Source organism: Rhabdothermincola salaria (assembly GCF_021246445.1).
Lineage (GTDB): Bacteria > Actinomycetota > Acidimicrobiia > Acidimicrobiales > Acidimicrobilacustridaceae > Rhabdothermincola_A > Rhabdothermincola_A salaria.
The window spans coordinates 1,146,305-1,164,573 of sequence record NZ_JAJQXW010000001.1 but is presented as its reverse complement, the minus strand read 5'-3'; the positions used below and the strand labels follow the sequence as shown (position 1 = coordinate 1,164,573).

18 protein-coding genes are annotated in these 18,269 nt (G+C 72.7%); 9 read left to right on the top strand and 9 right to left on the bottom strand.

Annotated elements, in window-relative coordinates; translation table 11 throughout:
* Positions 1 to 17: 17 nt before the first annotated feature.
* The 5 genes from LUW87_RS05490 to LUW87_RS05470 form a co-directional block, all read right to left on the bottom strand.
* Entirely contained in the window at positions 18 to 611 is a 594-nt protein-coding gene (locus tag LUW87_RS05490; RefSeq protein WP_232670073.1) for a flavin reductase family protein, read from the bottom strand.
* Positions 612 to 663: 52 nt separating this feature from the next.
* Positions 664 to 813 (bottom strand): hypothetical protein, encoded by a 150-nt coding sequence (locus LUW87_RS05485; RefSeq protein WP_232670071.1) that lies wholly within the window; start codon positions 811 to 813, stop codon positions 664 to 666.
* Positions 814 to 894: 81 nt separating this feature from the next.
* On the bottom strand, positions 895 to 1,131 hold the full coding sequence (locus LUW87_RS05480) for a hypothetical protein (protein ID WP_232670070.1): 237 nt from the start codon (positions 1,129 to 1,131) through the stop codon (positions 895 to 897).
* Between the two features lie 94 nt (positions 1,132 to 1,225).
* Positions 1,226 to 2,149 (bottom strand): DUF368 domain-containing protein, encoded by a 924-nt coding sequence (locus LUW87_RS05475; protein WP_232670069.1) that lies wholly within the window; start codon positions 2,147 to 2,149, stop codon positions 1,226 to 1,228.
* Between the two features lie 53 nt (positions 2,150 to 2,202).
* The gene (locus LUW87_RS05470; RefSeq protein ID WP_232670068.1) at positions 2,203 to 3,171 is read right to left on the bottom strand and encodes an NADPH:quinone oxidoreductase family protein; all 969 of its coding nucleotides are present in this window, start codon (positions 3,169 to 3,171) and stop codon (positions 2,203 to 2,205) included.
* 110 nt (positions 3,172 to 3,281) lie between these two features.
* Here LUW87_RS05470 and LUW87_RS05465 point away from each other — a divergent pair, with 110 nt between their 5' ends.
* From LUW87_RS05465 to LUW87_RS05445, 5 genes are all read left to right on the top strand, one after another.
* Positions 3,282 to 4,139, top strand: coding sequence for an SDR family NAD(P)-dependent oxidoreductase (locus LUW87_RS05465; protein ID WP_232670067.1), 858 nt, complete (start codon positions 3,282 to 3,284; stop codon positions 4,137 to 4,139).
* A gap of 2 nt (positions 4,140 to 4,141) precedes the next feature.
* Complete coding sequence (locus LUW87_RS05460) at positions 4,142 to 5,326, top strand: sensor domain-containing diguanylate cyclase (RefSeq protein ID WP_232670066.1); 1,185 nt, start codon at positions 4,142 to 4,144, stop codon at positions 5,324 to 5,326.
* Positions 5,323 to 6,360 (top strand): cobalamin B12-binding domain-containing protein, encoded by a 1,038-nt coding sequence (locus tag LUW87_RS05455; RefSeq protein WP_232670065.1) that lies wholly within the window; start codon positions 5,323 to 5,325, stop codon positions 6,358 to 6,360. Before LUW87_RS05460 ends, LUW87_RS05455 begins: the two co-directional genes overlap by 4 nt.
* Positions 6,357 to 6,926, top strand: coding sequence for a hypothetical protein (locus LUW87_RS05450; protein WP_232670064.1), 570 nt, complete (start codon positions 6,357 to 6,359; stop codon positions 6,924 to 6,926). The genes LUW87_RS05455 and LUW87_RS05450 overlap by 4 nt, the downstream gene beginning before the upstream one ends.
* 143 nt (positions 6,927 to 7,069) lie before the next feature.
* On the top strand, positions 7,070 to 7,969 hold the full coding sequence (locus LUW87_RS05445) for a hypothetical protein (protein WP_232670062.1): 900 nt from the start codon (positions 7,070 to 7,072) through the stop codon (positions 7,967 to 7,969).
* A 34-nt stretch (positions 7,970 to 8,003) separates the two neighbouring features.
* On the opposite strand, the gene LUW87_RS05440 is transcribed toward LUW87_RS05445, so the two are convergent.
* Complete coding sequence (locus tag LUW87_RS05440) at positions 8,004 to 9,602, bottom strand: hypothetical protein (protein ID WP_232670061.1); 1,599 nt, start codon at positions 9,600 to 9,602, stop codon at positions 8,004 to 8,006.
* 110 nt (positions 9,603 to 9,712) lie between these two features.
* On the opposite strand from LUW87_RS05440, the gene LUW87_RS05435 reads away from it, so the two are divergent.
* Positions 9,713 to 10,135: a rhodanese-like domain-containing protein gene (locus LUW87_RS05435; RefSeq protein WP_232670059.1), complete on the top strand. Its 423-nt coding sequence runs from the start codon at positions 9,713 to 9,715 to the stop codon at positions 10,133 to 10,135.
* 38 nt (positions 10,136 to 10,173) lie between these two features.
* Entirely contained in the window at positions 10,174 to 10,848 is a 675-nt protein-coding gene (locus LUW87_RS05430) for a DUF3109 family protein (protein WP_232670058.1), read from the top strand.
* 19 nt (positions 10,849 to 10,867) lie between these two features.
* Here the strand turns inward: LUW87_RS05430 and LUW87_RS05425 are convergent, their stop codons facing one another.
* Together LUW87_RS05425 and LUW87_RS05420 are read right to left on the bottom strand one after the other, a co-directional pair.
* Positions 10,868 to 13,192 carry a hypothetical protein gene (locus LUW87_RS05425; RefSeq protein ID WP_232670057.1) on the bottom strand — a complete coding sequence of 775 codons (2,325 nt, stop codon included), beginning with the start codon at positions 13,190 to 13,192 and terminating at the stop codon, positions 10,868 to 10,870.
* Complete coding sequence (locus LUW87_RS05420) at positions 13,189 to 13,560, bottom strand: hypothetical protein (protein ID WP_232670056.1); 372 nt, start codon at positions 13,558 to 13,560, stop codon at positions 13,189 to 13,191. The genes LUW87_RS05425 and LUW87_RS05420 overlap by 4 nt, the downstream gene beginning before the upstream one ends.
* Before the next feature lie 125 nt (positions 13,561 to 13,685).
* On the opposite strand from LUW87_RS05420, the gene LUW87_RS05415 reads away from it, so the two are divergent.
* Together LUW87_RS05415 and LUW87_RS05410 are read left to right on the top strand one after the other, a co-directional pair.
* Positions 13,686 to 16,082: a bifunctional lysylphosphatidylglycerol flippase/synthetase MprF gene (locus LUW87_RS05415; protein ID WP_232670055.1), complete on the top strand. Its 2,397-nt coding sequence runs from the start codon at positions 13,686 to 13,688 to the stop codon at positions 16,080 to 16,082.
* Positions 16,083 to 16,114: 32 nt separating this feature from the next.
* Positions 16,115 to 16,522, top strand: coding sequence for a hypothetical protein (locus tag LUW87_RS05410; protein WP_232670054.1), 408 nt, complete (start codon positions 16,115 to 16,117; stop codon positions 16,520 to 16,522).
* 3 nt (positions 16,523 to 16,525) lie between these two features.
* Here the strand turns inward: LUW87_RS05410 and LUW87_RS05405 are convergent, their stop codons facing one another.
* Entirely contained in the window at positions 16,526 to 18,166 is a 1,641-nt protein-coding gene (locus LUW87_RS05405) for a serine hydrolase (RefSeq protein WP_232670053.1), read from the bottom strand.
* Positions 18,167 to 18,269: the final 103 nt, after the last annotated feature.

The following is an 18,269-nucleotide window of genomic DNA, read 5'->3' as shown; positions in this document are numbered from 1 at the left end:
TGCGAGATGTCTCGCGGTCAGTCGCCGGCGTCCGGCCCGGGGTCCTCGTCCGGCGACGCGGTGGCGACGGGTCCGTCGGCGTCGAGGCGGGCCAGGAGCTGGTCGCGGACCGACACGCCGGCCTCGCGGGCCTTGTCGCCGGTGAGGCGCCAGCCGTGCCGACTCGAGTAGAGCAACGGGGGCTCCTTCAGCCGGCCGGTCCCCGTGGCGACGACCCGCCCGAAGACCAATTCGTGATCAGCCATGGTCATCCGCTCGAAGATCTCGGCGGTGAACCAGGCGATGCACCCCACGACGACCGGGTGGCCGTCGACCTCCTCCAGGAACTCGGGGGCCATGTGGCGGAAGCGACGGCCCGGGTAGGAGAAGTACTGGCCCTGGGCGATCTGATCGCCGGCCAGGATCGACACCGTGAACGAGCCGGACGACTCGATCAGGGGCCAGGTGTCGTGCTTCGGTGAGATCGAGGCCATCACGATGGGCTCCTCGAACGACACCTGGGTCACCCAGTGCGACGTGTAGGCCCGGGTGAGCCCTTCGTGGGTGGCGGCCACCACCTGGACGCCCTTGATCATCTGGCCCAGGCTGCGCTTGACGGTCGGGTCGATCATCCGGCCAGTGTGGTGCCGACGGGGGGCGTCCGGCGACGCGGGGCGGGGCCGTTCAGTCGCCGCCGTCCTCGGCGTAGGTGCTGGTGGCCGCCTGGTCGGGGTGATCTCGCTCCTGGGCCTCGCGGACCTCCTCCTCGGTGGGGGGATCGTCGGCGGCTGCGTCCTCGACGGGGACGGCGCCCTGTTCGCTGTAGTCACTCATCGCCAGGGCATACCCCACATCGGCGCCCGGGAGACGTGGTGCCCTTCGTGGGCGGGGCGCGCGATGGCGACGGGCGAGATGTCAGTCCTTGACGAGCTTGCGGACCAGCCGGTCCCAGGGGTCACCGTCGCGAGAGAGCTGGCTGAGGGCGTGTTCGGTGAGCTGCAGCCCCTTCGTCGCCTCGAAGTCGTCGCTGCGTCGGGCGATCCGCGCCTGGAACCCGGCGCGGAGGGCGTCGAGGGTCTCGCGGTCGGCTCCGGCCGCGGTGACCATGGCCTCGACGGACGGCGAGGAGGAGGGGGCTCGGCTGGCGGGCATGGGGCGCTCCGGGAGACGTCGGCGGGGGATGGGTCCCAGACGCTACCGGCGTCGGCGGCCCCGGCTGGCGTCGACCCGACCTCCCGACCGGCTTTCAGTCCTGGACCACGACCGTCTCGTGACCGGCGCTGCGGCGGGCGCTGACCACCTCGATCGCCAGGACCACGACCAGACCCACCACGGCCAGCACGATCGGGAGCACGACGGGTGCTCCCGAGGGGAGCTCGAGGCGGGTGGAGTACACGCCGTTGGGCCAGGGCCACAGCACCCGCAGGGAACCCAGCATGAGGCCGATCATGATGGCGAGGACCCGATCGTGGTGGTGGTGCAGTGACCAGCTCAGCGCCGTCGAGAAGCTGGCCAGGCCGACCACGCACCCGAGGAGGAACAAGGCGATCAAGAACAGGTCGCGGTCGTTGACCGCACCCAGCACCTCGGTGTACATGCCCAGCAGGACCAGGATGAACGAGCCGCTGATGCCCGGCAGGATCATGGCGCAGATGGCGATGGCGCCGGCCACGAAGAACATCCAGAAGGGCTCGGTGACCAGCTCGGCGCCGGATCCCTCGGTGTCGGCTCGTAGCCCGAGGAAAGTGAAGAAGAGCACGGCCGAGCCGAGCATGAGCGCGATGTTGGCCGGCGTCACCTGCTTGGCCAGGCGCCACGAGATGATCACGGACCCGAGGATGAGACCGCAGAACAGCCCGGCCATCGCCTCGGGGTGCTCCTCGAGGAGGCGTTCGATGATCGACGACAACGCCAGCACGGCGACGCCGATCCCGGCCAGCAGGGCGATGATCCAGAGCCATTCGACCTGCACGAAGCGTGTGCGGGCCTCGCCGATGTCGCGCCGCACGACGCTCGACAGCACCGAGGACGCCTTGCGGATGTTGTCGACCAGGCGCTCGTAGATGCCGAGGACGAGGGCTACGGTGCCGCCGGACACGCCGGGGACGATGTCGGCCGCCCCCATGAAGAACCCGCGGACGACCTGAGCGATGGAAGCGACGACAGACACGGTCGGCAACCTTAGGTGAGCGTCCGAGGGCCTTCGTGGCACCCGGGGGCCCGTCAGGGGACCAGTGCCACCTTGCCCGCCACTCGGCGCTCGGCCAGGTCGCGCAGGGCCCGCCCGGCGTCGGCGAGAGGGTAGGGGTGCGGTTCCACCGGGTGGATGCGCCCGTTGCGCACCAGGTCGAGCACCTCGGCGACCAGGGCGCGATTGCGCTCGGGGTGGCGACCCGCCCACCCGCCCCACTCGACGCCGACCACCCGGCGGTTGCGCAGCAGGACCTGGTTGGCCGGCAGCTGGGGGATGCCGGCCACGAAGCCGATCACCAGGTGCGTGCCCTCGTCGCCGAGGGCCCGGAGGCAGGCTTCGCCGAGCTCGCCGCCGACCGGGTCGTAGACGATGTCGACGCCGCCCCCGCCGAGCTCGCGGGCGCGGGCCTTGACGTCCTCGGTGGAGGAGTCGATGACCCAGGTGGCGCCACGATGGCGGGCCAGCTGGCGCTTCTCCTCGGAGGAGGCGGCGGCCATGACCCTCAGGCCGAGCGCATCTCCGAGGTCGACCGCGGCCAGGCCGACCCCACTGCCGGCACCGAGCACGAGCATGGTCTGGCCGTGGTGGGCGTCGATCCGCTCGCGCAACGCGAACCACCCGGTGAGGTAGCTCTGCATGAAGGTGGCCCCCTGGCCGTCGGTGAGCTCGTCGGGGAGGGGGACGGTGCGCGCGGCGGGCACCACCAGCTCGTCGACGTAGCCGCCGATGCCCACGTCGACGAAGAGCCGCTGGCCGACCTGGCGGTCGACCACCTGAGCGCCTCGTTCGACGACCCGTCCGACGACCTCCATCCCGGGTGTGAAGGGAGCCGGGATCTTCACCTGGTACCGACCCTGGACCATGAGGCCCTCGACGTAGTTGACGCCGCAGGCCGACACCTCGAGGCGGACGTCGTCCGGGCCCAGGGGCGGTGAGGGGCGTTCCTCCACCACCAGGTCCTCGACCGGCCCGAGCTCGTTGCAGACGACGGCGCGCATGCCCCGACCGTAGGCGAGCGAGGAGCCACCGCGGGCGGGGGCGGGTGCCGCGTAGGGTCCGCGACAGGATCGCGGCCGGCGTGGCCGGATGACTGCCCGAGAGGAAGACCATGACCACCCAGAACCCCGCCAACGTCGTGCCCGTCGACGACTGGAACCGTCTCCTCGACGGGCGGGTCGCCGTGGTGACGGGCGGCGGGGCCGGCATCGGAGGCGCGGTGTCGCGCCTGTTCGCCGCCCACGGGGCCCACGTCGAGATCGCCGAGATCGACCAGGAGCGAGCCGACCAGGCGGTGGACGAGATCGAGGCCGCGGGGGGCTCGGTGAGAGCCCACGTGGTCGACGTGACCACCGAGGCCGGGGTCGACACGTTGCGCGACGCCGTGCTGGGTGAGCACCCGGCGGTGTCGGTGCTCGTCAACAACGTGGGTGACTACCGGCCGCTCGTCCGCTTCCCGGTCTCCAGCGCCGAGTCGTGGAAGGCGATGTACGACATCAACCTGTTCCACGTCTTCGCCGTCACCCGGGCCTTCCTCGACTCGATGGTCGACAGCGGTGGGGGCAGCATCGTCAACGTCCACTCGGTCGAGGGGCTGCGGGGCTACCCCGGCGACCCGGTGTACGGCGCCTTCAAGGCCGCCGTCGCCAAGTTCACCACGGACCTGGCCGTGGGCATGGGGCGCAAAGGGATCCGGGTCAACGGGATCGGCCCGGACCTCACTCAGACCCCCCAGGTCGACTACCTCGGCGGCTACGAGGACCACGACGACATGTGGGAGTCGTGGGCTCCCGTCGGGCGCCTCGGATGGCCCGAGGACCAGGCCCGGGTGGCGTTGTTCCTGGCCTCGGACCTGTCGTCGTTCGTCACCGGTCACAACGTCCCGGTCGACGGTGGGTCTCTGGCCGGCGGAGGCTGGTTCTGGTCGCCCACCGAGAAGCGCTTCGTGAACCGCCCCCGTACCCTGTAGCCATGATGGACGACGGGGGCGACGGGCGACCCGCCGAGGGTCCCGACGAGGCGCAGCGCTATCGGCTGCTCGCCGAGAACGCCTCCGACGTCATCGTCCTCCTCGGCGCCGACGGTCGGGTGGCGTGGGTGTCGCCGTCGATCTCGGCCTTCGCCGGCTGGCGCGGGCACGATCTGGTCGGGGGTGACCCGTGGGCCTTCGTCCATCCCGACGACATGGGCGTCGCCGAGCGAGCCTTCGCGGAGGCCACGTCGTCGGCGGACCCCGTCCCGCCCTTCGAGGTCCGTGTCGTGCGGTTCGACGGCAACGAGGTCTACGTGTCGATCTCCGCCAGGGGGGTGTTCGAGAAGGGGAACGCCGACGGTGTGGTCGTGGCCATCCGCGACGTCGATGAGAAGGTCCGCGCCAACCAGGCCCTCGCCACTGCGCTCGACGTCACCCGGTCGTTGTGGGACGTGCGCAGCGCCAGTGACGCCCGACACGCGGCCGAACGGCTGGTCACCGCACTCGGCGGCGTGGTGGTGGCCGCCGAAGGGGCGGGCCCCGAGGCCTTGCCGGCCGACCTGTCCTTCGGTGACGGGCCGCCGATCCTGCCGTCGGCGCCGTTCGACAGCACAGCTCGGTCCTTGATCGAGCTGCACCTCCCCGGCTTCCTGAACGATGCCCGGACCGCCGTGGGTCGAAACACCCACATCGAACAGCTGGCCGAGGACGCGTCGATCGATCCGCTCACCGGCATCCCCAACCGGAGGATGCTGGGACGTGCCCTCGGCCGCCTCGGTGAGGCCGACGTGGTGATCATGTTGGACCTCGATCACTTCAAGGCGCTCAACGACGAGCTCGGGCACCAGGCCGGCGACGACGTCCTGTACGAGTTCGGCCGCACCCTGCGTGACACCGCTCGCTCCCGTGACATCGTGGGCCGATACGGGGGCGAGGAGTTCCTGGTGCTCATGCGTGACGAGGGAGCGACGCGGTTCCTCGAGCGGCTGCGGGAGCGATGGGAGCACCGTCGACCCCACCCCGTGACCTTCTCCGCCGGGGTGGCGGCCTGGCTCGGGAGCGGCCCCGAGACGGTGGCCCGCGCCGACGAGGCGCTCTACCGGGCCAAGCGAGGCGGCCGGGATGGATGGGTCGTGGCGGCAGAGGAGACGGCGTCGCTCACGAGGTATGGAGGCCGCCGATGAGCCTCCCGGATGGTCTCGAGACGCAGATCGGCCCCTATCTCGACGAGGCGCTGCGGGGCGATCGGTCTGGTGCGTGGCGCCGGTTGATCGGCCTCTACCGCCACGGGGTGCCCCCTGGTGACCTGGTCGAGATGCTGGCGGAGTCCCAACGCGAGGTCGGGGAGCGCTGGTACCGCAACGAGCTCAGCGTGGCCGACGAACACGTGGCATCGGGCGTGTCGGCGGCCACCCTGGCGGCCCTGGCGCTCGAATCGGCGCCCGACGAGCTCGCGGGGCACACGCTCGTGGCCTGCGCCGAGGGCGAGTGGCACTCGCTGCCGGCGGAGATGCTCGGACATGCTCTGGAGGCTCGCGGGGTGGGTGTCACCTTCCTGGGGGCATCCACTCCGGCCGAGGCGGTGGTCGACTACCTGTCTCGTCACCCCGTCGATGCGCTCGCCATCTCGTGCAGCTTCGCCGTGAACTTCCCGGGCGTCGCCCGCCTGGTCGATGCCGCCCATGCCCGGGGAGTCCCCGTGCTCGCCGGGGGCCGGGCGTTCGGCACGACGTCGCACCGGGCCGACCGCCTCGGCGTCGATGCGTGGACCGACGAGGCCGAGGTCGCGGCGACGATCCTGAAGGGCTGGCGCGACGTCCCGCCGACGGCGCCCGAGGCGCCGGTCGCCCTCGACCGGGCGGCCCTCGAGCTGCTCGGGGCCGCTCCGGGCCGACGCGGGCCGATGCTCGCCGATCTCGACCGTCGCCTGCCGGAGACGGCTCCGGCCGAGCACGGTCGCAACGCCCGGCTGGTCGAGGACATGGTCACCCTGCTCCAGCACCTGGCCGCGGCCTGGTTGGTCGACGACGACTCCGTGCTCGAGGAGTTCGTGCACTGGATGCGGCGTCGCTGGCACGGCCAAGGGGTCAGCACCGGCGAGGGCGCCGCAGCGTTCGACGTCGCCCGCACCGCCATGGGCTCGTCCGGACCCGAAGCGACGCGACTGCTCGAGATGGCGGTCGCGATGGTGGTGCCGCTCGCCGGTGGCGACGCGTGACCGAGGTCGATCTGACGTTCACGGCGGCCACGGCCCGCCTGTCGACGTGGCTCTTCCTCGGTGCCCTGGGCGCCGCCACGGCCGGGGTGCTGGCGTTCTACGGGCGCAGCATCCAGGGTTGGACGGGCCCCGCGCCGCGCACCGACCTGGTGACGCCCGGGCACTTCGTGCGCATGCGGGGCCACCATCTCGAGGTGGACCTGGGCCGAGGCTGGCGCGCCACCGACGATCCGGGCGCGGCCTGGCACCTGTGGTGGGCGTCGGGGTCGGGGGAGCTCGTCGGCCTCCGGTACAGCGCTCTGCCACCGCCACCGGGTCCGCTCTACCTCGGCTCGGTGAGCGGCCGGACGCTGCTCGACCCGATGGGGGTGCACCACTTCACGGGCATGCGGGTGCTGGGCCACTGCGACCGGCCGCCGACCCGGGCCGAATGCGACGAGCTCCGGGGCCGACCCGACGGGATCGATCTGCTGGTGGGAGGGACGCACGGGGCGCTGGCCGAGACCCACGACCTGCTCGACGGGAGCGGACACGACGGCGACGACGCCCCCGCCGGAGACGACTGACCGGCGAGGCCGGGACCGTTCGCCCGGCGCACCGGGCGGGTGAACCGGTTCGTCATGGACGAGGCACCCTCGCGAGACTGCGGTCGATGGGTCCCCCCTCTGCGTCGCGCCCTCTTCTGAGGCTCCACGGGCACCACCGCGCCGTGGCTTTCGTGCTGGTGGCCTCGCTGATGTTCGCCGCCTCGAACGTGGCCTGGCGCTTCGGCGACGGCTCCACCGTCGCGGTCGTGGCCCTCCGCGCGGGGCTCGGCACCCTGGTCGCGTGGCTCATCGTCCGTCGTCGGTCCCCGCAGGCCTGGTGGTGGGCGTTGCGGTGTCGTTCGGGGCGGACGGCGGCCGCGGTCTCGGCGGCCACGATGCTGGCGGCCGCCACCATGTTCCGGACCCTCGACGGGCCCCTCGCCGGCTTGGCGCTCGCGTGCACGCCGGCGGTGGCGCTGCTGGTGCGCGATCGGGTCGGGCCCAGGGCCACCTGGGCGGCCCTGGGTTCGTCGGCCGCCGCCATCGTCGGGCTGGTGGCAGCCGCCTTCGGTACCACGACGGCCACCCGGGTGACACCGCTGGCGGTGGCCGCGGCAGTGGCCTTCGTGGCCCTGGAGGTGTGGTCGATGCGCACCAGCCAACGCGCCGTCCAGGAGGGGGTCGACCCCTCGTCGCTGGTGATGGCCACCATGGTCCTGGCGGCAGTGGCCCTCACCCCCGTGGCGGCGGTGCAGCGAACGACCCTGGAGCCATCGGTCCTGGCGGCGTCCGCGGCGGCCGCGCTCGTGGTGGCCGTCCTCGGCACGATGGGCCGCGTCCTGCGCACGGCGGCGCTCCCCGCCGCTGGTGTCCCCGCCGTGGCGGCCAGCGCCCAGGTCACCGCCCTCGGCACCGCGGCAGGCGGTGTGCTCGTGCTGGGCGACTCGCTGACCTGGTTCGGGGTGACCACCGCGATCGTGGCCGCCGCGCTCGGCGCGCTGGCGGTGTTGGCGGCCACCTCGTGGCGTCTGGCCACGGGTCGGTCCGGCCCCGCGTCGCTGGCAGGGGCGGGGGCGGAGTGACGTCTCGCTCGCCGGCGTCACCGACGGTGCCCCGTCACGGCGCCGGCTCGCCGATCCGGGGGACGCGCAGAGCCCGACCGGTGAGACGGTGCGGGGGTGCGGCGCCGCTGAGGTCGAGCAGCGTCGGCAGGACGTCGAAGGAGCTTCGGGTGCCCAGGTCACCGGGATCGATGCCGTCGCCGTGGACCAGGAGTCGGCCGAGGGGGCTGGTGTGGCCGCCGGTTCGACGGGGTGGGAGCGGGCCGATGGTGCCGAGCTCGGGGTGGTCCAGTCCGTAGACGCCGTCGGCCCAGTCGACGACCAGGTCGGCATCGGTGACGCCGACGGCGAAGGGGTCGGCGGCGGTGCGGTGCATCGCGCCCACGGCCGGCCCACCGGTACGCGGGTCGCGACAGCCACGCAGGAGCTCCTCGACCTCCGAGAGCACCTGGTCGTAGTCGCCGGGGTCGACCCGACCCTGCCCCTCGCGCCCCCTGACGTTGATGCGGACCCGACCGTCGTAGAACGAGGGCAGGGCGAACGCGGCCATCTCCGGCCAGCGGGGTTGGTGACGCAGGAGCGGCATCCATTCGAGGCCCGGCGCCGGACGTGCGCCGCGCAGGCGGCGCAGCGCCGACCGCAGGGGATCTGGCAGGTGCCGGGCGGCGCGGCGCACCGCCGAGACGGGCGGACGCCGATGCTCCGACGGTGGGGTCAACGCCGTCGACACCGCGGTCGACCAGCTCTCGTCCTCGCCGAGGACGGCCACGCCGTGGGCATCGAGAGCGAAATCGGTGTCGGGTGTGCGCTGACCCGACCACCGGGCGAGGAGCTCGCCCAGGAGGGCCATGGTGGTCACGTCGCTGGTGTTGCGGCCCATCCCGTGAAGCGAGAAGACGACGTGCACGGCATCGGGGAAGGCGCCGAGCAGCGAGCCGACCAGGCGATCAGCCGCGTCGTAGACGGCCCGCAGCGACCGGGCGGCGGAAGGGGCCGAGGCGTGGGCGTGCAGCGGGTGCTCCGGGTCGACGCCGTGGAACAACCCCTCGGTGGCGCTGTGGGGTTCCGACACCCCGATCAGGGCCAGTCGCCAGTCGGGGAGTCGCTCGCCGAGCAGCCAGGTGGCGATCTGCGCCCGCCGATCGACGGCCTCGACCAGGTCGCGGCCCATGGCCTCGCAGCGCGCCGGCGACGCCCACGGGGTGGCGTACACCCACGGCGCAGCGGGATAGGTGCCGAACCGTGCGTGCAGCTCGCTCCGGACCCCGTCGGGTCGCTCCTGGGGCGGACCTCCCGGGTCGTGCGCCCCCCAGTCGGTGATGCCGGTGACGGTCGGGGGGCAGGCGTCGAGGTCGAGGTAGCAGGGATCGAAGACGACCGTGGGCACGGCGCCCAGGGCCGGTGCCACGAGGAAGCCGTCCTGGCGGCACTCGTAGGTCGCGGGATCGAAGGTGACGGCGCTGGCCCGGCCGGCGTCGTCGGGGCCGAGGCCGGTGACCAGGTGCTCGCCGGAGAGGCCGCTCAGGTGGGCGGTCCCGTTGTCGAGGTGGGCCCAGGCTCCCTCCTCGGCGAGCGCGCCCAACGAGGGGAGGTTCCATCGGTCGGCCAGGGCCATGTCGAAGCCATCGAGCCAGATGGCCAGCACCCTCGTCATCGTCCCCACTCTACGGACCGCGGGCTGCGCCGGGACGGAGGCAGCGCTGTGGAACTGTACCCCTAGGGGTATATGCTCACGGCGCACACCGTCGTCCCCCGGAGCACCCGATGCCCTCACCTCGTCGCCCCCTTGCCATCGTCGCCGCCGCCGTGGCCCTCCTGCTCGCGCTCACCGGATGCTCCCAGGGCTCCTCGGCCAGCGCCGGCGCCGAGGCGACCCCTTCGACCGCCGCGTCGGCCGGCTCCACCCGGGCCGTGCCCAGCGACGCCGTCATCGTGGACGTCCGGACCCCTGCCGAGTTCGCCGAGGGTCACGTCGAGGGCGCGGTCAACATCGATGTGCAGTCACCGGACTTCGCCGACGCCGTCGCCTCGCTCGATCCCGGGGCACCGACCGTCGTCTACTGCCGGTCCGGCAACCGCTCGGCCGCGGCGGTCGCCCAGATGGCTCAGGCCGGCTTCTCCGACCTGACCGATCTGGGATCGGTCGGAGAAGCCGCCGAGGCGACCGGCCTGCCCATCGTGGGCTGAGGGAGCCCTCGACCCGCTGGCCGCTACCCTCCCGGCCCGTGGACGAGACAGCCGAGCCGGCCGACCCCGACCTGGAGATCATCGACGACGGGTCCACGGTGTGGCGCTTCGACCGGGCCTTCCTGAGCTCGGCATGGACCTGCCTCTGGGGTCGAGGGTGCCTCGGGATCCTCGACGAACCCGCCGAGGAGCTGGGCCAGGGCTGCTGCTCGGTCGGTGCCGAGCTCGGCGACGAGGACGAGGCTCGCATGATCAGCGCACTGGCCGCCATGGTCGAACCGGACCGGTTCCAGTTCCACGCCGAGGCCCTCGCCGATGGCGTCTTCTCCGACCACGCGCGCACCAACACCAGGGTCGTCGACGGGGCCTGCATCTTCTTGAACCGCCCCGGCTTCGCCGGTGGCGCCGGGTGCGCGCTGCACCTCGCCGCCGTCGACGCCGACGAGTCCCCCATCGAGTGGAAGCCGTCGGTGTGCTGGCAGCTCCCTCTGCGCATCGACTGGCTGGCACTCGGCGACGATCGTGAGCAGGCCACCGTGCGGCGCTGGACCCGGGCGGACTGGGGGGCCGAAGGCGAGACCATGGCCTGGTGCTGCACCGAGGGCGACCGCGCCTACATCGGCGACCGTGCGGTGGTCGAGTCGCTGCGCGCCGAGCTCGAGGACATCGTGGGCCCCGAGGTCTACGTCGAGCTGCGCCGGCGCCTGACCTGAGTCGGCGGACCCCGTCGGCTCAGATCCCGCGACTGGTCACGCTGGCGATCCGAGACCAGAGCCGGTTGCTGGAGGCCAGAGCCCGCTGCGCCGCCTCCTCGGCCTCGGCGGCACCGGCACCCGGCGGGACGACGACCAGGGCCTCCCCGTGGTCGGAACCCGGATCGCTGCGCAACAGCACGAGGAACTCGAACGCGGCGGGCACCTCGACCGATCGGCCCGGGCCCGCGGCCATCCACGGCACCGCCGTCACCGGACCGATCTCGCTGGTCACCTCGACGGTGACGGCCGCGAACGGGTTTGGTGTGGGGCGTCCGGTGATCACCAGGCCCGGGGCCAGGTCGTAGCGGCTTCGGGTCCCGGAGACGGGGCGGAGGTCGGAGTCGGCGAGCGCGGCACCGGGGGCGAGCTCCAGGGCGCCGCCGTCGGAGCGCAGCGCCAGCGTGGCGAGGCGGCGGCCGTCGGGTGACGGGAGGCGCCGCTGGAGGTTGACCAGCAACAGCAGCAGGCCGAGGGGGAGCAGGCTCGACACGACGACCAGGCCGACCGTGATGAGGGCGCTGGTGGCGGCGTCGGCCGGGCGCGTCAAGGTGAGCGTCGGAAAGGCCACCTCCCCGCCCTCGCCGAGGGGTTGACCCTGGGTGGCGCCAGGAGGTGCATAGGTGACCGTGTAGGGAAGGGTCACCGTGGCGGTGTCGTTGCGGACTCCGTCCACCACGATCTCGGCGCCGATGTCGAACGGCTGGGTGTCCGCCCCGCAGACCTCGGGGTCGCTCGGGCGCACGGTGACGCCGTCGCGGTCGACCTGGGCGTCGCCGAACGTGACGCACAGGGTGCCGTCGGTGGACGCTCCGGGGAGCACGGTGAGGCGACCTCTGAAGGTGCCGTCGCCCTCGATGGTGTCGGGGCCGTCCCACACCACGGCGGGCACCGGCGGGGACCCGAGGATGCTGACCTCCTGGGTGAGCGAACCCACCGGCCCCCATTCCGGTGTGGTGGCTTCGATCACGATCGTCGGGGGAGCGTCGACCGGTCCCGGGACGGTGATCTCCCAGGTGCGGCCGGCTTCCTGCCAGGTCACCGCCAGGTCCTGGTCACCGGTGCGGGCCGTGACGTCGACGGCATCGGGACCGAGGCGCTCGCCGGCCGTGCCCGACGCCGGCGCGGCCGCCCCGAAGACGTCGACGCGGACTGTGCTCGACTCGGCCGCCCCGAAGATGGTCGCCTCGCCGGCCGGGCTGATCAGCGCGGCCAGGTCGGCGAAGCACCCGGCGGGGGCACCGCCGGACACCTGGACGGTGACCCGACCGACCGCCCCGACGTCGTCAGGGGCCACGAAGGTGGCGTACCCGGCACCGGACGCGACCGTCGAGCCGTCGCGCACGAGGGTGACCGTGGCCCCCGGTGGGTCGGCGCGGACCGTGACGGCGCGGGTGAGAGGGGCCGGCAAGCCGGTCGCGAGGAGGTCGCACGAGACCTCTCGGCGACCGAGGGCGATCTGGCCCTGGTTGAAGAACTCCACGGCGAGCGCACTGGCCTGGCTCGCCTCCACCCGGCCACCGGGGACCCGGCAGGGCTCGGTGTCGTCGCCGGTCAGGAGGCGATCGATGACCGGCGCAGTGGCGGCTCGGTCGGCGGCCTCGGCCGAGGTGGGCGTTCCCGAACCCAGGAAGTCGACCAGCTGCACGACGAACCCGGCTGCCCGGATCTGTTCGCTCAGGGGAGCCGTGAGGCGGCTGGGGGCGGGGAGGGCGCCGCAGGTCTGGCCCTCGAACTCGTCCTCGATCGCGTCGGCGTCGGTGGAGGCGGTGTAGGTGGCGATGCCCGGGGCCTCGACGTCGTCGATGCTGTAGGCGCCGTCGGTGAACCACACCAGGCGCTTGCAGTCGGTGGGCACCTCCGTGAGGGTGGTGAAGTACTCGGCCGCGTAGCGCAGGGCCAGCACGTAGTCGGTGTTGCGGCCCTCGCGTCGGTCGGCGAACGACGCCACGACACCGACGGCGGCGTCGGTCTCCTGAGGGAGGGTGGCCTGGCCCGCCTCTTCGACCGCCGAGGCGAAGCCGGCGATGGTCAACCCGACGGTGCCCCCCGAGGCGGATGCCGACGCCGCCAGGCTGCGCACCAGGATCTCGCCGGCGGCGACACGCTCGTTGCCGGGGTCGGTGGTGTCCAGGCTGGCCGACTCGTCGATCAGCAAGAGGACCTCGACGCGCTCGCTGCAGTCGGCCGGCGTGGCGCCGGTGGGCGCTTGGGCGCCGGCCGGGTGGCTGACCGGCACGGCGCTGATCGTGAGGATCAGCGCGAGGAGCGCGACGAGGGCCGCGTGCCGGGTACGGCCGGTCATCGACGAGCGACCGCCTGGGCGACCAGGAAGGCACCGCCGGCGCCGGCCAGCCAGCCGACCACGGCCAGGGCCAGGGCCACGGTCCGTGGTTTCCAGGAGGCTTCGACGTAGCGACCCGTGGCCCGTCGACGGGCGTCGAGCGTGCCGAACCAGGCGAACTCCATGAGGCCCAGGAACGAGCCGAAGGCCCAGGCCAGGAGGGCGGCGGTCGAGATGTCGTCGGTGGAACCAGCGCCGTCGACCAACGCCCCGATGGTGAGCACCACGGCGGCCATCGTGGTGATGGCCAGCATGGCGATGGGGATGACCGGCGGACCCGTGCGGGGGCCGGCGAGGTCCAAGGTGTCGATCGGGTCCAGGTCGGTCACGGACGGTTCATCGCCAGGGGGCACCATCGCGGTACTGGCGTCGTCGGATCCTCGTCCCACTCGAGCCTCGGTTCGGCTGCGTCCATCCCGGTCGGCGATCGACCTTCGTCGCCTAGTCTCGCCCGATGTCCGACCCCGAGGCCACGCAACCCGCAGGCGCGGCAGGGTACGGGTCCGTGCTCGACCGGCTGGTGTCGGTGGTGCGGACCCATCCAGCCACCTCGCTGCTGTTGGTGACGATCACCGTCGCCAGCGTGCTCACCGGGGCGCTGTGGAACGACGCCGCCGAGGATCCGGCCCTGTACGACCGGTTCGGCTACGGGCTGCCCGCATGGCAGGACGGTGAGCCGTGGAACTTCCTCACGGGTGGGTTCCTGACGCCCCAGTTGGTCCTCTACGCCCCCATCCTCGTGCTGGTGGCCGTGGTCGCCGGCACCTACGAGCGGAGGGTCGGAGCCTGGCGCACCCTGGTGGTCGTGGTGGGTGGCCAGGTCCTGGCCGCCCTGGCGGCGGCCGCCCTCTTGGCGCCCTTCCAGGACTCCGGCTGGACATGGGCGGCCGAGCTGGCGGACCGTCTCGACCTCGGTCTCTCGGCCGGCGGGTTCGCCGCGCTCGGTGCCCTCACCGCCGTGATGCAACCGGTCTGGCGCACCCGGGTCCGCGTCGCCGCCAGCGCGTACCTCGTGGCCATGTTGTTGGGCTCCGGCCTGCTGTGGGACCTCGAGCACCTGCTCGGATGGGGTATCGGCCTGGTCGCCGGGCCGCTCCTGGTGGGGCGGGCACCCCGGTGGCCCGAGTGGCACTTCGGTCGCCGGACCCAGCGGGCGTCGGTGGCGCTGGTCGTCGCCGTCTTCGCCGTCGCCAACCTCGTCGAGGCGGCGTTCCCCGGCAACGGCGGACCCTTCCACGACGGCGGCGACCGGTACCAACCCGTCGGGCTCTCCCTCGGCGTGGTGGTGGTGGCGCTGTTCTGGTTGGTGACCGCCGACGGGTTGCGGCGCGGCAAGCGCGTCGCGTGGTGGTTCACCGCAGTGCCCACCGTGCTCGGCGTCGTCGGTTTGCTGGCTGGTCCCGACAGCGCGGAGACCCGTGCCGACCTCGTGCTCCTCGGGTTGCAGGCCGTCCTGCTGGCCGTGACGGTGGGAGCCTTCACGGCCCGAGCCCCCGAGGGCACCACGGCCCGGGTGGTGCGCCGCCTGCTCGTGGTCCTGGTCGTGCTGTTCGTGTACACCGTGCTCGGTTTCGTGGTCCTCCAAGACGATGTGGCGCCCCCTCTCACGGTGGCGACGGCGTTCGAGGAGTTCGCCGACCGCGTGACGTTCTCCACCGATGCGGTCGAACCCCTCACCGACGCGGCGCGCCTCTTCCTCGACTCGATCGCCGCCGTGTGGGCCGGGGCCATCCTCGTCACCCTCGTGGGGGCGATGTACGCCTCGCGGCGCACGCCGTCGCCGCCCGACCAGGACGAGCGCATCCGCCGTCTGCTGCGGGACTCGCCCAGCACCTCGTCGATCGAGTGGATGCTCACCTGGCCCGGCACCACCGTCTGGTTCGCGCCGTCGGGGACGACCGCGATCGGCTACCGGGTGGTGGGCACGGTCGCCCTCTGCCTGGGCGACCCCGTGGGTCCCGCGGCCGAGCGGGCCGACGCCCTGGCCCGCTTCGACGAGTACTGCGAGCTGCGGGGGTGGACCCCGTGCCTGTTCGCTGCGGGTGCCGACACCGTGGCCGACGCCGGCGCGCAGGGTTGGAAGGCGGTGCAGGTCGGCGAGGACGCCGTGGTCCCGCTCCCCGGACTCGAGTTCAAGGGCAAGGCCTGGCAGGACGTGCGCACCGCCATCAACAAGGCCGGCAAGCAGGAGGTGGTGCTCGAGGTGACCCGTTGGGCGGACTGCCCGCCCGCCATCGCCGACCAGCTGCGGGTCATCAGCCAGGGCTGGGTCTCCGACAAGGCGCTGCCCGAGATGGGCTTCACGCTCGGCACGCTGGCCGAGGCCGACGACCCCGAGGTCCGGCTGCACCTGGCGATCGATGCCGATCGCACCGTCGAGGGGTTCACCTCGTGGCTGCCGGTGGCCCGCGACGGCGAGGTCGTGGGCTGGACCGTCGATCTCATGCGCCGGCGCGAGGGCGGTGCCTTCCGACCCGTCATGGAGTTCCTGATCGGAGCCAGCGCCCTGCAGTTCCAGGAGGAGGGCTACGAGTTCCTGTCGCTGTCGGCGGCGCCGCTGGCCAAGGCCCCCGACACCGCGGCCGGCGACAGCGACCAACGGGTGCTGCAGGCCCTGCTCGACCTGCTCGGTGACACCCTCGAGCCGTACTACGGCTTCCGCTCGCTGCTGCGCTTCAAGGCCAAGTTCAAACCCGAGTTCCGGGCCATCCACCTGGTCTTCCCGGACGAGACGGCCCTGGCCGAGATCGGCATCGCCATCGCCCGCGCCTACATGCCCGACGCCGGGCCGATCCAGTGGGCCCGGATGGCGGCGGAGCTGGTGGGCCCCTCCACCGAGGCGGCGGGATGACGCCTGACGGCCGCGTGCGCGATGGTTGGGCCATGAGCGGCGAGTCGATCCCCGATTCCCCGTCGCTGTGCGTCGGCTGCGGTCTGTGCTGCGACGGCACCTTGCTGAGCCACTTGGCGCTGAGCGACGAGAGCGACCTCGGGGCGCCGCTCATGGCCATGGGGGTGGAGGTCATCGTGGCGGCCGATCCGCCCGTGTTCGCACTGCCGTGCCCGGCGGTGGTCGACGGCGTGTGCTCCATCTACGCCCGGCACCGCCCGCGGGCCTGCTCGCTCTTCGAGTGCGATCTGACCCGGGCTGTCGCCGAGGGTCGGCTGTCGACCGAAGAGGGCCGCCAGACCATCGCCGACACCATCGAGCTGCGCGACCGGGTGGCGGCGGGCGCGGCGCCGGCCGAAGCGCTGGAGCGCCAGGTGGCGCGGCACTTCCGATCGGGGTGAAGGTCAGCTGGTCCGGGTGAAGGTGCCGAGACCGTTGCGGTCGAGGAACTCGACCCGAGCGGTCGTGGCCTGACCGTCGGGGCCCATCTCGAAGGTGACCTCGCTGATCCCGACCGCGTTCTCGCCGGTCGGCTCGTACGCGAAGCGGTCGCCGTCCCAATGGGTGAGTAGGAAGCTCTCGGGTGCCGGGCCGAGGGTCATGACCAGGCGGCCCTCCCCTTCGACGACGACGCCCAGGGGGCCGTAGTAGTCGTTGGCGTAGGTGCCCAGGTAGGCCTCTGGGGCTCGTGCCGGGGCGGGGAACGCCGGAGGCTGCTCATCGGCCAGCACGCTCGGGTTCACGAACATCTGAGCCATGACGGCTCCGTAGCCGTCGAGCCAGTCACGCTCGACCTCACCGGTCTCGACCAGGTCCATGAAGGTGGCGGCGATGGCCTCGGGGAGCCCGACGGGCATGCCGTTGGTGAGCACCACGATGCCGAGGTCCTCGGAGGGGAGCAGGTTGATCACGGTGGCCGCTCCGAGGGCGAAGGCCCCGGAGTGGCTGAGGCGTACGCGGCCGGTCCAGTCGTTGCCCACGCCGATGCCGAGGCCGTAGAAGCCCGAGCGGGCGTCGGGCGTGGCCGGCGGCCCGCTGAGCGACTGTGGCGTGGTGGTGGCGGCCAGCGCCTCGGGGTCGATGAGCTGGTCGCCGTCGTAGGTGCCCTCGGCCAGGCGCAGCCGGAGCCACTGGGCCATGTCGTTCGCCGAGGAGCTGACGCCCCCGGCGGGCGATTGGGCGTCGGGCTGGCGGACGTAGAGCGGCTGCCACTCGCCGTCGACCTCGACGTGGGTGGCGGCCTTGTTCTCCCGGGCCTCGTAGTCGGCGAAGCGATCGCTCGACGACGACATCCCGAGCGGGTCGAAGACCTCTTGTTGGACGATGTCGGCCCACTCGGTCCCGACGGCCGCGGCCGCTGCTTCGGCCGCCGCGGTGAGCCCGAAGTTGGTGTAGGCGTAGCTGTCGCGGAAGGCGTCGAGGGGAAGGAAGCGGAGCCGCTCGAGCACCGCCGTGCGGTCGTAGCCGAGGTCCTCCAGCAGGTCGCCGGCGTGGTCGGGAAGCCCGCTGCGGTGCGAGAACAGATCGGCGACGGTGACCAGCTGGGTGGTGACCGGGTCGGAGAGCGCGAAGCCGGGCAAGTGCTCGACGACGGGGTCGTCCCAGGCGATCTCGCCCTTGCCGACCAGGCTGGCCATGGCGGTGGCGCTCACCGGCTTGGAGAGCGAGGCGATCTGGAACACGGTGTCGGTGTCGACCGGCTCGTCGGTGTCGGTGCTGCGCACGCCGTAGCCCTCGGCGAAGACGACCTCGTCGTCGTGGACCACCGCCACCGCCACGCCGGGGACACCGCTGCGGGCCTGCATCTCCTCGATGATCTCGGGCAACTGCGCGAGGGCGGCGTCGATCTGCCCGTCGGGGATGGCGACCGCGGAGACGACCGAGGGAGATTGGTCGTCGTGGTTCGTCTCGACGGCGACGGATGTCTCCGTGGCATCCGGAGCGGTGGCTCCGTCGTCACCGTCGTCGGAGGTGCACGACGTCGCGAGGGCGGCGAGCACCAGCCCCACGGCGAGGACTCGGAAAGCAGGGCGACGGACGGACATCGGTGGGCTCCTGGTGGATCGTCAGCAGACAAGCATGGCCCACGGTGGGCCGAGGCGGCTTCGTGGTGGCGGTCGGCGTCGCAAGCGCGTGCGGATCGTCGGG